Origin of the sequence: Polaribacter staleyi, assembly GCF_038024045.1 — a bacterium.
In the GTDB taxonomy this organism is placed as follows: Bacteria; Bacteroidota; Bacteroidia; order Flavobacteriales; family Flavobacteriaceae; genus Polaribacter; species Polaribacter butkevichii.
In genome coordinates this window covers 2,692,354-2,706,540 of record NZ_CP150665.1, presented here as the reverse complement: position 1 = coordinate 2,706,540, position 14,187 = coordinate 2,692,354, and the positions used below count along the sequence as shown (strand labels likewise).

The 14,187-nt window shown below is 31.7% G+C and carries 9 protein-coding genes; all 9 read right to left on the bottom strand.

Annotated elements, in window-relative coordinates; genetic code table 11:
* Positions 1-316 precede the first annotated feature (316 nt).
* Positions 317-1,588 carry an alginate export family protein gene (locus tag WHD07_RS11665; RefSeq protein ID WP_343328525.1) on the bottom strand — a complete coding sequence of 424 codons (1,272 nt, stop codon included), beginning with the start codon at positions 1,586-1,588 and terminating at the stop codon, positions 317-319.
* 131 nt (positions 1,589-1,719) lie between these two features.
* A complete protein-coding gene (locus WHD07_RS11660; RefSeq protein ID WP_343328524.1) occupies positions 1,720-2,550 on the bottom strand; it encodes an ABC transporter ATP-binding protein in 831 nt (276 codons plus the stop codon).
* Positions 2,550-3,407 carry an ABC transporter ATP-binding protein gene (locus tag WHD07_RS11655; RefSeq protein ID WP_343328523.1) on the bottom strand — a complete coding sequence of 286 codons (858 nt, stop codon included), beginning with the start codon at positions 3,405-3,407 and terminating at the stop codon, positions 2,550-2,552. The genes WHD07_RS11660 and WHD07_RS11655 overlap by 1 nt, the downstream gene beginning before the upstream one ends.
* Before the next feature lie 92 nt (positions 3,408-3,499).
* Positions 3,500-4,606, bottom strand: coding sequence for an ABC transporter permease (locus tag WHD07_RS11650; protein WP_343328522.1), 1,107 nt, complete (start codon positions 4,604-4,606; stop codon positions 3,500-3,502).
* Between the two features lie 236 nt (positions 4,607-4,842).
* Entirely contained in the window at positions 4,843-6,228 is a 1,386-nt protein-coding gene (locus tag WHD07_RS11645) for a CmpA/NrtA family ABC transporter substrate-binding protein (RefSeq protein ID WP_343328521.1), read from the bottom strand.
* A gap of 330 nt (positions 6,229-6,558) precedes the next feature.
* Positions 6,559-7,224, bottom strand: coding sequence for a Crp/Fnr family transcriptional regulator (locus WHD07_RS11640; protein WP_343328520.1), 666 nt, complete (start codon positions 7,222-7,224; stop codon positions 6,559-6,561).
* 108 nt (positions 7,225-7,332) lie between these two features.
* Positions 7,333-8,766, bottom strand: a complete 1,434-nt coding sequence (locus WHD07_RS11635) for a rubredoxin (protein WP_343328519.1) — start codon at positions 8,764-8,766, stop codon at positions 7,333-7,335.
* Complete coding sequence (locus tag WHD07_RS11630) at positions 8,763-12,284, bottom strand: molybdopterin-dependent oxidoreductase (protein WP_343328518.1); 3,522 nt, start codon at positions 12,282-12,284, stop codon at positions 8,763-8,765. Before WHD07_RS11630 ends, WHD07_RS11635 begins: the two co-directional genes overlap by 4 nt.
* Positions 12,285-12,436: 152 nt before the next feature.
* Positions 12,437-13,861, bottom strand: coding sequence for an MFS transporter (locus WHD07_RS11625; protein WP_343328517.1), 1,425 nt, complete (start codon positions 13,859-13,861; stop codon positions 12,437-12,439).
* Between the last annotated feature and the right edge of the window lie 326 nt (positions 13,862-14,187).

Genomic DNA, 14,187 nt, shown 5'->3' with positions numbered 1-14,187 from the left:
TACTGATGGTTTATTTAATAAAACATATGTTTTATTAAATAAATATCTTTTTTACAATAACACTTCATAATTACTAACTTTACATACGTTAAAATGATGTATTTTATAATTTATTATTATAAATTTCAATGATTTATTTTTAGAATCCCCTTTTTTTGTCAAGTTTCTAGTTTAAAATTATAATTTTTCACCAAACAGATCAGTTATCATGCTTAACTTATAATAATATATTAAAACGAAAAGTTGTCACTAAAAAAAGCCTCACATTTCTGTGAGGCTTTTTTGTAAGTGCTATAAATTTTTAATTTTCAGAATTTTAATTTAAAAACTTTGGCTTAATCACTAACATTGCCCAAGCCCAGTTTTGATTATTTGCTGCAGCTGCTTCTGTTACGTTTTTTAGTTCATACATACCGTCACTTGCAAACATTTGAGAATATCCAAGTGCTAAAGAATATCCTTTAAATTTCTTTTTGTACACTAAATCTATTTCTGTTCCTAAAGATTTTTCTCCACTTGCTAATGCTTGTTCTCCTCTAAAATTAAGTGCTTTAACCATTAAGCTAGAAGAATCGTTTAAAGTGAAGTTTGCACTTAAATGTAGGTCTACTAAACCAATTGAGTTTGCATGATTCCCTACATAAAAATAATCCATAAAACCATTAAACTTATGGTTTGTTCCATATAAAGGGAAAAATGCTCCCGTTTCTCCTGCATCACCATCGTTACCACTAATAGCCTCTACACCTAATCCTAAACTTACTTTTGGCGCTACTTTATACGTTGCATCTAAACCAACTAAATACGCTCCTTTTACATCCACATCTCCCTGACGTTTTCCTGTCTGTAAAAAAGCGTTTGCAGACAAACCAAAGCTACCAGATTTATAATCTAAATGTGTTCCTAAGGTCTGTAAATTACTTACGCCGTCTGCTTCTCCTGATACAGCATCAAATTCTTGAAATCCATTATTTAACAATAATAAACTACCCGTTAATTTATTCCACTTTTGTTTCATATATAACATTTGCATCGTTTTATATGAGAAAAAACCGGTTGTATTATACGCAGTACCTGCAGATTGAAAACCTGTTGGATTTGAATAATCTTGGTTAAATGCCAATGCAAAATCTAACATAAAATTATCTTTTTTATATTTAAGTAAAGCTGCATCGTGGTTTCTACCTTGTTGTGCCCAATCTAATCCTCCTAAGATTCTTTGATCATCATAAGATAAAACTTGACGACCAACTCTTGTTGATGTATTTTCTCCTAACTTTAATTCTGCCCAAGCCTGAAAAACTGCAAAAGAATTATTTTGATCATAAGGTAAAATTTGTCTGTTTTCTCCCCACACCATTACATCTTGTAAACTTACGTACACCCAATAATTGTCTGTCATGTAGCTGGTATTTAAACGTACTCTTGTAGAAATTCCAAAACCGGCATCTGCTGCATCCGGAATTAAACTTCCAAATCCGTTTCTATATTCTGTTCTTGGTCTAAACTCTCCATCTAATGTAAATTGTGCATTTACAAACTGAAAACACGCTAACATTAGCCCTAAAATTACGTATTGTTTTTTCATTTTTTTCTTATTTAATTTAATCCTATTTGGTTTTTAATTGTAATTATTTGAGATTGAAATCTCAAAGATAACGCCCCTTATTTATGAATATTATGATAAATCTCATATTAAAAGACATAATTATCTTTTATTTAATGTTCTAAAAAATCTATTAAATGTTTTCTGTATGCATAGTAATCATCATGCTCTAAAACAGACTTTCTAGTTCTTGGTCTTTCAAAATTGATATCTAAAATATCTCCTATTTTTGCTTTTGGCCCACTTGTCATCATTACTACTCTGTCTGCTAAAAAAATAGCTTCATCCACATCGTGTGTAATCATCACAGCGGTAATTTTTTCTTTATTCCAAATTTCTATTAAAATGTCTTGCAATTCTCCTCTTGTTAAAGAATCTAACATTCCAAAAGGTTCATCTAACAACAATACTTTTGGTTTTATTGCAAATGCTCTTGCAATACCTACTCTTTGCTGCATTCCTTGAGATAATTCACTTGCTTTTTTATAAAAAGCATCTTCTAAACCTACTTTTTGTAAATAGTATTTTACAACATCATTTCTTTGTTTTTTTGTTGCATTAGGAAAAACCTGATTTACACCCAACAAAACATTCTGTAAAGAAGTCATCCAAGGCATTAAACTAGGCGATTGAAAAATAACACCTCTATCTGGTCCTGGTCCTTGTATATGTTTTCCTAACACAGAAATATTTCCTCCAGAAATTGGGTTTAATCCTGCAATCATAGAAAGCATTGTTGTTTTACCACAACCAGAATGCCCAATAATAGTGACAAATTCTTCTTTTTTTATTTGTAGATTTAAGTCTTCTAAAACTACATAATCTCCTTTTGGAGTAGGATATACTTTTTTAAGATTTTTTAAATCTAACATTACGTCATTAGAAGGAAAACGTGTGTTATTCGTAATAATTTTAGGTGTTTCTTGTTTTATTATAGTGCTCATTAGATTCCAAATTTAAACTGATTCACAAAATCTTTAGGCGTTAAATCTGGAAGTACATATTCCTTTTTAGCTTCAGATTTACGTTCATTTCCAATATCCATTAAATACTCAATAATAGCATTTCTGGTTTTTTTAAAGCTCTCATTATCATTCATGGCTGTTTTATCTCTCGGACGCTCTAAATCAATTTTAAATTCTGGACCCAATGTTGCATTAGGCCCAGGCCTTAAAGGAATAATTCTGTCTGCCATATAAATACCTTCATCCACATCATTTGTAATTAACAAAGCTGTTCTCTTATCTTTCCCCCAAATATTTAAGATTTCGTCTTGTAAATTACCACGTGTTAAAGCATCTAAAGCTCCTAGAGGTTCGTCCATAATTATCATTTCTGGTTTCATTGCCAAAGCTCTTGCAACCGCAACTCTTTGACGCATTCCTCCAGATAATTCGTTTGGTCTTTTATTAATTGCTGGCGTTAAACTCACCATTTCTACATAATTGGCAACAATTTCATTTAGTTCCTTTTTGTTTTTCTTCGGAAAAGCTTCTTTTACTGCCATAAACACATTCTGACCAACCGTTAACCAAGGTAATAATGAATAATTTTGAAAAATTACTCCACGCTCATGACTTGTACCAACTACAGGAGCTCCTTTAAACAACACTTCTCCACTTGTTGGTTTTATCAATCCATTAATTAAATTAACTAATGTTGTTTTTCCACTTCCTGTAAAACCTACAATTGCAACAAATTCGCCTTCTTCTATTTTCAAGTTGATATTAGACAACACTTCTGTTTCTCCATCTGCTTGATGATAATTTTTGTAAATATTATTTAGTTCTAAATATGCCATCTTATTTATGTGTAATTGTGTAATTGCTGAACTGTTTAATTGTTGCTAAACTTACGTTTACACGTTTAAACAATTCCACGATTAAACATTATTTATATTGCATCCGTTTTATCAAAAGACACCCAATTCTGAATCGTTAACATCAATCTATCTAATAAAAAACCGATAATACCAATTACAAACATGGCAACAATAATTTTTGCATTAGAATCGTTTGCGCCATTTTGAAATTCTTCCCACACAAACAACCCTAAACCAGGACTCTGTGCCAAAAGTTCAATTGCAATTAAAACCATCCAAGCAACTGATAATGTTATTTTTAACCCTGTAAAAATTAAAGGCAGCGAAGAAGGTAAGATTACTTTAAAAATCTTCTGAAAAGTTCCTAGTTTTAAAACTTTTGCAACATTTATATAATCTTTATCTACAGAAGAAACTCCCATAGCCGTATTTACTAATGTTGCCCACATAGAACAGAAACCAACACTAATAAATGAAATGGTAAACGAACTATCTTCATTAGAATCTATCAACAATGTTTTTACAATCATAAAAACTAATAAATACCAAACTACAGGTGATACTGGCTTAAAAATCTGAATAAACCAATTAAATGCACTTTTTAAAGTAGCACTTAATCCTATAAAAATACCTAAAGGAACTGCAATTAATAAGGCCAATAAAAACCCAGCAAATACCGTTTGTAAACTTCTAAATATTTGATCTACAAAAGAAGGTCTACCCGTGTAGGTAATTGCCTCTTTTCCTTCTGCAATTCTTTTGGCATTTAAAGCTGCTGTTTTTTCTATAAAAGCAGCTTTATCTGCACTAATAATTCTGTGATCTCTTAATAAAGAATGAAAAGATTCCCAAACCTGAGCAGGAGATGGTAATGTATTTGGCTGACAACTAGATTCACCAGAAGCAATACAAGCTTTTAAAGCATCTGCCGCAACTTGACCTTGGTCTTGTAAAGCCTTTTCTATTTTAAATTCTGCCTCTATATTGTATAAAGACTTTGCCCCTAAATGCCACAAACCAATAAATAATAAAATGGAAGCAAGCGGCACTATTGTCTTGCGTAAAAAGTTTTTAAATGCTTCTTTTTCTAGTTTTCCAGTAAACAGATCTTTTAATGTTATAAAAAAACCTAATCCTATAAAATTAGAAACCTTCTCTAGTGTTAAACTTGCTTTCATGTGTTTATTTTTAAAGTTCTCGATACAAAATTTCTGAAAATTAATTTTTACTCGAATGACAGTACCTTATTTTTCAGTACTAATATTTTACGTTGTCACATCGAGTGATTTCGATTTTTCTTCGAAATTGTATCGAGATGTTTTTTTATCCTTTCGACAGAGTGAGGTATGAACGACGAGAAATCTTATAAATAGTGAGATTCCTCCTCATACTTCGTTCGGAATGACAAAATCAATTATTTTTTATCTTTATTTCCTATTTTAAAACTATTGATGTATCCTATAGGGTCTTTTGCATCGTACATTGTTCCATCAATAAAATCTGCTGTTGCTGGTTTGTAACCATCTGTTGCAGGAATATCTGTTGCAGGAATTTTTCCTTCTGCTACTAAAAGAGCTGCTGCTTTTTTCCAGATATCTGGTCTGTAAATATCCTTAATTGTACTTGCATACCAGTCTGCAGTTTTTGCATCAGGTATTTGTCCCCATCTTCTCATTTGTGTTAAAAACCAGATTCCATCAGAATAAAAAGGATAAGTAGCATTGTACTTATAGAATACATTAAAGTCTTCCATTTCTCTTTTATCTCCTTTTTCGAATTCAAAAGTACCAGTCATAGAATTTGCTAATACTTCTACCGGAGCACCTACGTATTGAGACATAGATAAAATTTGTACAGCTTCTTTTCTATTTTCTGGTTTGTCTAACCATTTACCAGCTCTAATTAATGCTTTGGTAACTGCAATGGCTGTATTTGGATTTTCGTTTACAAATTTCTCTGTCATAACAAATACTTTTTCTGGGTTGTTTTTCCAGATATCATAGTTTGTAACAACCGGAACTCCAATTCCTTTAAAAACTGCTTGCTGATTCCAAGGTTCACCCACACAATACCCATGAATAGTACCTGCTTCTAACGTTGCCGGCATTTGTGGCGGAGGCGTTACAGATAATAAAACCTCAGCATCAATTTGTCCTTGTACGTTTTCTTTGGTGTACATTCCAGGGTTGATTCCTGCTGCTGCCAACCAATATCTAATTTCATAATTGTGCGTTGAAACCGGAAAAACCATTCCCATTTTAAAAGGTTTACCAGAATTTCTATACTCAGTAATTACAGGCTTTAAAGCTTCTGCTTTTATAGGATGAACAGGTTTACCATCTTTATCTTTTGCTACATGTGGTTTCATTTTAGACCAAACATCATTAGAAACTGTAATTGCATTTCCGTTTAAATCCATAGAAAAAGCAGTTACTAATTTTGCTTGACGACCAAAACCTGCTCCTGCAGCAATTGGCTGACCTGCTAACATGTGCGAACCGTCTAATTGACCATCAATAACACGGTCTAAAATATTTTTCCAGTTAGATTGTGCTTCTACAGAAACAAATAATCCTTCGTCTTCGAAAAATCCTTTTTCTTTTGCAATAGCTAAAGGAGCCATGTCTGTTAACTTAATAAATCCAAACTTTAATTGAGGTTTTTCTATAGCTAATGTTTTCGTTTTTGATATTGTTGCATCAACTACTGTTGTTGCCTTTTTAGTTTCTTTACCTCCACAAGCAAATAATAACATTGCTACAGGTAAAATGTAAGTTGATTTTTTAAATAGAGATTTCATTTTTAGTAAGTTTTATTAATCTACGTATTAATACTTATTTGTTTGACAAATATATAAGTAGATATGTTTCTAACTTATGGGAAACCTCATGTTAAAACCTCTTTTTAAAACATATTATAAACTGCGATAAAACATATTACAACAGTAAAATAATATTATTCAACACATTAAACCAACATAAAACATATACGTATAATTCTACGTACTTATTTTTAGATTAATTTTTATACGTAAAAAACCCTTCAGGTTTTAAAATCTGAAGGGTTTATAATATTAATTTTTAAAAATAGACCTAAACTTCATTAGACCAGTCCAAAATTTACAAGAGTATTAAGAATCTAGATAATAATTATGTTCACTAATTTCATTCTTTAAATTCTGAATATTAGCAATACCAATTTTTTTTCCTTGAGCAATAATCAATCCTTCCTTTTTAAGTGTAGAAAAAATTCTTATGACTTGTTCTTCTGTAGTTCCTGCATAATCTGCATATTCTTTTCTACTTAAAGGTAGGTTTAAAAAACCTCTTAAATCGCCAAATTTTCTATGAATATATAACAATGTATCAATAACGCGTTCACGAACAGTCATTTGAGAAATCGTTTTCACTTTAGATTCACTTCTATTTAATTCGTTAGCGTAAAACAACATCATATCATACCCAAATTTAGGGTTTTCTAACAACGCTTCTTGTAAATCGTCTTTAGAAAAGTAACACAAAACAGTATCTTCTAAAGCAATAGAACCAATAGAATAATACTCTTCTGTACCAAAACCTCTATGCCCTATAATTTCTCCTTCTTTAGCAAAACGCACAATTTGTTCACGTCCATTAATACCAGTTCTAAAAACTTTTACAGTTCCTTTTAAAATGAAAAACAAGCCATTTACAGGTGCTCCTTCCATAATAAATTGTTGCCCTTTTTTACATTTAAGCGTTTTCTTATGCTCTACAAAAGCTGAATTCGGTAAATTAGGTAGATTTTTCTTTATCAAACAATTCGTATTTATACAAGAAGCACAAGAAAAATCAGTAATTACTTTTCTTGAGTTTTTTAATACTATGTTTGAATTTATAATCAAATTATTTATGCTATATGTTACTTATTTAACTAATACTACTTTTTTAAAACTACTTTTAGGTGCTTCACAAAGCGAACATTCATAGCTTTCTGGAAGCGTACTAAAAAGGGTTTCTGCAGGGATATTTTGAGTAATATCGCCAAAGGCTTCATCGTAAATTGTGAAACAATCTTTACATTGATAAACTTCTAATTCTGTGGTTTCTTTTTGTACCTCAACTTCTTTTTCTGCTTCGATTTCACTTCCTAATTGATCAAAATACAACTGACTTAATTCCATTAACAAACCGGGTAATTCTACTTTATCCACGTCTTGAACGTGCATAATATATTGCCTTGTATTTGGGTCGAAATTTTTAGCATACAAAAGATTATACGTATCTCTTGTTTGAAAGTTGCCAATCATTTCTGGTTGTTTATTTCTTTCCACTACAATTGATGTAAAATAATAAGCTGCTTTGCTGTAATCTGTAATTCCGAAGGTTAAACCATAGGTACTAATATCATTTTGATCGAAATTAGAAACCAAGTATTTCTTTAAATTTAAAGCATCTTTATTAGCTACAGGAATATGCCAATTTAACTCTAACATAGAATGGCGCACATTGATTCCTCGCTTCCCTAAAAACTTCTCCCAAACCAGTTTAGATTCTTTCGGAATCCCTTTAACTACAAAAGATTTCCAAGGTGTAATAGAAATTTTACCAATCTTATTTTCAGAACACAATTCGCACATTTCTTTTAAGAAAGAAACATCATATTTATTGTTTCTCCAATACAAACCTAACCAGTATTTATCCATCCCAATTTTGTTCATTCCTTCAAAATAAGGAAAAGGATAAAAAGGCACTTCTAAAGGTTTATCTACCGTTCTATTATTGGTGTCTACTGCATCACTAACCAAATCGAAAATCATTTCGATGGTTTCTGGCTCTTCTTGAAGAACGTTTTCAATGGCAGTTTCAATCTTATCTAAATCCCAACTATAAATTAAAGCAGGATACATTTGTGTTTTTTTCCAATCTGGAAGCCTCACATACAAATACCAATAATCTTCGTGTTCTGAAGCGATAAAATTTATATTCCCTGTAAACAAAGGAACTAAACGTTGTTTTGGATCTGTTAAATTTATTTTTAATTTAGATTCTGTGCTAAATTGTTCTAAAAGATATAAATATCTATCTCCGGTTAACCAAGACGTACTCGGAAAAATATCTGCACAAACATAAGACGAAACAATGTTTTCTACGCCTGTTTCATTGGCTTCTACAATTTTTAATTTATCAAATTGAGCTAACTCTTCTTGATTTACTTTTTTAGGTAATAAAATATCTTGTCTAGATCCAAAAGAAATGGTTTTTAAGCCCAAACTTTCTACAGATTCACAAATGTACTTTAGTTCTCCAGGAGATAAAACTCCACCTCTTACAATGATTCTATTTAACTGCTCGCTCATACTGTTACTTTTGCATTGTTCAAAATTTCTCTTACTTCCGTTTTACAACTTCCACACCCTAAACCTGCGCCTGTTTTGTTACATAATTCCGTAAAATTAGAACATCCTTTAGCAATGGCTTCTTCAATATTCCCTTCTCCTACTTGGCTACAAGAACAAACTAATTTTCCTAAAACAGGTACATCATTAGATGCGCCTCTTAACAAAGTATCTCGTTTGTCAGACATTTCAATCTTGCTTTCAATTAAGGTTTTAAACTCTGCAAATTCATTTTTATCACCTACTAAAACAGCACCAATTAGTAAATCGTCTTTTACAATACACTTCTTATAATATCCTTTAGAAATATCTGTAAAAATAATTTCTTCGTAACTTGGGTCGTTGTCTGGTACAGAAACCTCTCCGATACTACATAGATTTAAATCGCTAAATTTTAGAATATTCATTAGCACAGAACCTTTGTAAGCCTCACTAATATCGCCTGCAATAAAATTAGCTAAAATGCCTGCTTGTTCTTCTGCTGCAGAGGTAATACCAAATAATTTATTATTAAATTCGGCAATTTCCCCGATGGCAAAAATATCTGGATGAGAAGATTGTAAATGCTGATTTACCTTTACGCCTCGCCCGCAAACAATACCGTTATTTTTAGCAATTTCTATATTTGGCCTTGTACCAATTGCATAGACAATGGCATTGGCCGTAATGTATTTTCCACTTTTTAGGTTGATGGTTAACTCACCAGTATCTTCATCATCAAAAACAGTACTTACTTCATTATCAAAATAAATTTGAATTCCTCTTTCTTGTACGTTTATTGATAATAATTTACTAGAAATTTTATCTAATTGACGTTCCATTAATCTAGATGCACGCTGAATAATAGTGATTTTTACATTCTTGTGCTTCATCGCTGCAGCCAACTCTAAACCTAACAAACCTCCACCAACAATTACAACATGTTGTTCTTCTGGTAACAAACCTGTAGCATCTAAATAATTTTTAAATCGATCTGCATCATTTTTATTACGCATGGTAAAACGACCTGGTAAATCTATTTGCACATCTTTAGGAATAAAAGGTCTACTTCCTGTTGCTAAAATCAACTTATCAAAAGAATGGGTTTCACCGTTAGAATCTGTTACTATTTTAGTCTCTTTATCAATTTTATTGATAATTGTTTCTGGGTGAATTTTAATATTCAATCCCTTTAATTCAGCATTTTTTATTTTTAATAATTGCTCCCAAGACAGTTCTTCTGTAATATATTCTGGTAATAAAACACGGTTGTAAAACAAGTTAGATTCCTTAGAAAAAACATGAATTTCATCTACCTCGTTATAATCTCTATAATTTTGTAAAAATCTAAAAGCGGCAGCTCCAGCACCTGCAATAATAATTTTGTCTTTCGGTTTTTTATATTTTGAAACTGAAACCGATGTAAATTTAAAATCTGGCTCTTTAGAAACCGGATCTATATGTGTATTGGTTAAATTATTAGCTCTATTTAAATTACTATTTAGCACTTTACCCCAATGCATTGGTAAGAAAACAACGCCTTCTTTAATTTCGTCTGTAATTTTTGCACGTACTCTAACCACTCCGTTTGCACTTTTAATTTCTGTAATATCTCCGTCTTTAATTTTGTTTAAAAAAGCATCTACAGGGTTAATTTCTAAAACAGGTTTTGGATAATGTGTTTTTAACCTTGCTACTTTACCTGTCTTTGTCATGGTGTGCCACTGATCTCTAATACGACCTGTGGTTAAAATTAAAGGAAATTCATCGTTTGTTTTTACCGATGTATTTTCTATGGTTGATGGAACATTAAAAATTGCTTTTTGAGAAGGTGTATAAAACTTTTTATCTTCAAAAAGACGTGGCGTTCCTTTACTTCTATATTCATTTACAGGCCACTGAAAAGTACCTTCGTTTTTTAATCGATCATAATTTAAGAAAGAAACATCAATATTTGTTCCTTTGGTCATCGAAGCATATTCGTCATAAATTTCTTCTGCACTGTTAAAATTAAAACCTCTAAAGCCCATTCTTTGTGCAAAATCACAAAAAATTTCTACATCTGGTCTTGCTTCTCCTGGCGCTTCAATCTCTTTTGGTAAATAAGAAATTCTTCTTTCAGAATTTGTCATAGTACCTTCTTTTTCTAACCATGCAGCAGCTGGCAACACCAAATCTGCATAGTTTAAAGTATCTGCTTTATGAGAAATTTCTTGTACCACCACAAATTTAGATTTTGCCATGGCTTTTTCTATTTGATGAGAATTTGGCATACTCACCAACGGATTTGTACTCGCAATCCACACTGCTTTTACCTTTCCGCTTTCTAAAGCATCAAATAATTCTGTTGCTGTTAATCCTGGTTTTGCAGATATTTTATCAACACCCCAAAATTGCGCAACTTCTCTTCTATGTTCTTCGTTATTTAAATCTTTATGAACCGCTAACAAGTTTGCCATTCCACCAACTTCTCGTCCGCCCATTGCATTTGGCTGACCCGTTAATGAAAAAGGACCTGCACCAGGTTTACCAACCTGACCAGTTATTAATGATAAGTTTAAAAGTGATGTGTTTTTGTCTGTACCAATTACACTTTGGTTTAAACCCATTGCCCACATACTGATAAAGCCTTTAGATAGACCAATCATTTCTGCAGCTTTCTGAATTTCTTTTGCAGGAACTCCACAAATTTTAGATGCTTGTTTTAAAGTCGTTTCAAAAATAACTTCTTTATAACCATCAAAACCTTGTGTGTGGTTTTTAATAAAATCTTCATCAATTAAACCACTTTTGTACAAACACCTACCAATAGCATTGTATAAAACAACATCGGTTCCTGGTGTTAATTGCAAATGCAAATCTGCAAATTTTGCAGAATCTGTTTTACGTGGATCAATTACAATTACTTTTACCTTCGGATTTTCTTCTTTGCGTTTTTCAATTCGTCTAAACAAAATTGGATGACACCAAGCAGGATTTGCACCTGTTATTAAAAAAGTATCAGCTAATTCTATATCGTCGTACGAAATTGGCACACTATCTTCTCCGAATGTTTTTTTATAACCAACCACTGCAGAACTCATGCATAAACGTGAGTTGGTATCTATATTATTGGTTCCTAAAAACCCTTTTGTCAATTTATTGGCAATGTAATATTCTTCTGTTAAACTTTGTCCAGAAACGTAAAACGCTACAGCATCTGGACCATGTTTTTTTATAATTGATTTAAAAACGTTGGCAGCTCTATCTAAAGCCGTATCCCAAGAAACACGCTCACGCGGATGAGAGCGACTCCAACGCATTTCTGGATATAAAATTCTATCTGAAGTATCATTGGCAACATAATGCAAGTTCATACCTTTAGAACACAACATCCCTTTGTTAACAGGATGGTCTTTATCTCCTTCAACAAAAACCTTGTTGTTCATGTCTTTTTTTACGATAATTCCGCAACCTACTCCACAATAAGAACACGTTGTTTTAATTTCATTTTTAATCATTTAGACCAAGGTTTTATACAAAATACGACATTAAAATATTACTAACCAAAATTCCATTTTTTTATTCTGATACATTAAAATTAGAGAACTGAATTTTTAAATCTGTTTTTCGATTCTTAATGTATTAGATAATTGGGGGACAATCATCTGTTTTATCTTTTTACTTTAATTGGTATCAACTCTGGTGATAAACCATTTATTTTTTCTGTTTCATCTTCTTCCTCTGTAGAAAACTTTATTGCTAATGCTGCAATACCTGTAGCAACAACCACAAAACCAATTAATAAATATCCGTTTGCAACGGCACTTGAAGAAGCTGCAGATTGCGCTGCTTTAATAACCTCATCTCCCAAACCTTCGCTAGATACAATGGCTGCTTTTTCTGCCAATGAAGATTTGGATTTTAATAACATTGCTGCTAAAAATGCACCAACATTTCCTCCTGCTCCAACAATTCCAGAAACAGAACCGATGGCTTTTTTATTGATAAATGGCACTACAGAAAACGTTGCTCCTTCTGCCATTTGTACACTTAAACTAAATAAGATTAATAAAACAACTCCTAAAACCAAACTTGTTGCTCCTGAGAAAGATATTAACATAATACCTTGTAAACTTAAGATGAAAGACAAGAATAAAACACGCCCTCTCAATCCTTTTAATTTCCCAAATTTATCTCCAAAGAAACCACCTAGAGTTCTTGCAAAAATATTCATCAAAGCAAAAGATAATACAATATTACCAGCGGTTACTCTTTGTAATTGAAACGTATTCTGAAGATAATCATCCATAGTTCCGTACACTGTTAATTCAATTCCGAAACTTGCAGCATATACTACAAAAAGAATCCAAACTCTATAATCTTTTAATACTTCTAAAAATCCTATTTGATCCTTTTTAGTAACAATCATTTCTCCAGCGGCTTTTAATTCGCCAAAGTTTCCTTTTGGTGTATCTGTTGTAAATACGTAATATACAATACCCATTAAAAAACAAACAATACCAGCAATTACCATAGAATATCTCCAAGCTTCACCGTCTGCAACTCCAAAAGCAACCACTGCTGCTGCAATTAAAGGCATACCTAATCTATTTGCTCCACCACCTAAGTTACCCCAACCTGCAGAAGTTGCATTTGCGGTTCCTACAATATTTGGTGCAAACATTAAAGAAGTATGTACTTGTGTAATTACAAAGGAAGCTCCAATAAAACCAATAAATAATCTACAAACTAAAAATTGCGTTGGTGTTTGTACTAATCCACATAAAACAACAGGAATTGCACCTAACATTAATAACCAAGTATAGCATAATCTTGGTCCGTATTTATCACATAATTTACCAATAAGCAAACGTGCAAAAACGGTTCCTGAAACGGCTAAAATAATTGAGTTCCATTTTTGATCTGGAGTTAAGCCTAAATCTTTTACAACATCTGGCATAAATGGTACAATACCAAACCATGCAAAAAAGCATAGAAAGAATGAGATTGATGTAATCCAAAATGTACGAGTGGATACATTCTTAAAATCGAATAAACTTAATTTTGTTGACTTTTCTTGAGATAGATTTATCATAATACATATTTTTAGATACACAAAACTAAGTATAAATACTTAATTAATGTACTAAAAAATACGTATTTTATAATTATTACTAGATTAATAATTACGTAGTATTGAATTTAAGAATATGATAAAATTGGAGTTGAAAAATAATTGTTATGAAAAAGGTGTATTCCAATAAATGAATATTTTACAGAGAAATACTTAGGTTTCCTGGTTGTTATGAGTTGTTACACAGAGCTTCACAGAGAAACACAAAGATACACAGAGTTTTTTTCTTTGCGCCCTTGGCGATATAACTTTGAGAACTTTACGGTGAGTTATTACACAGAGGTTCA

Coding starts and splice junctions, on each gene's coding strand:
- WHD07_RS11655 (WP_343328523.1), bottom strand. CDS start 3,407: ATGGCATATTTAGAACTAAATAATATTTACAAAAATTATCATCAAGCA.
- WHD07_RS11665 (WP_343328525.1), bottom strand. CDS start 1,588: ATGAAAAAACAATACGTAATTTTAGGGCTAATGTTAGCGTGTTTTCAG.
- WHD07_RS11635 (WP_343328519.1), bottom strand. CDS start 8,766: ATGAGCGAGCAGTTAAATAGAATCATTGTAAGAGGTGGAGTTTTATCT.
- WHD07_RS11625 (WP_343328517.1), bottom strand. CDS start 13,861: ATGATAAATCTATCTCAAGAAAAGTCAACAAAATTAAGTTTATTCGAT.
- WHD07_RS11645 (WP_343328521.1), bottom strand. CDS start 6,228: ATGAAATCTCTATTTAAAAAATCAACTTACATTTTACCTGTAGCAATG.
- WHD07_RS11630 (WP_343328518.1), bottom strand. CDS start 12,284: ATGATTAAAAATGAAATTAAAACAACGTGTTCTTATTGTGGAGTAGGT.
- WHD07_RS11660 (WP_343328524.1), bottom strand. CDS start 2,550: ATGAGCACTATAATAAAACAAGAAACACCTAAAATTATTACGAATAAC.
- WHD07_RS11650 (WP_343328522.1), bottom strand. CDS start 4,606: ATGAAAGCAAGTTTAACACTAGAGAAGGTTTCTAATTTTATAGGATTA.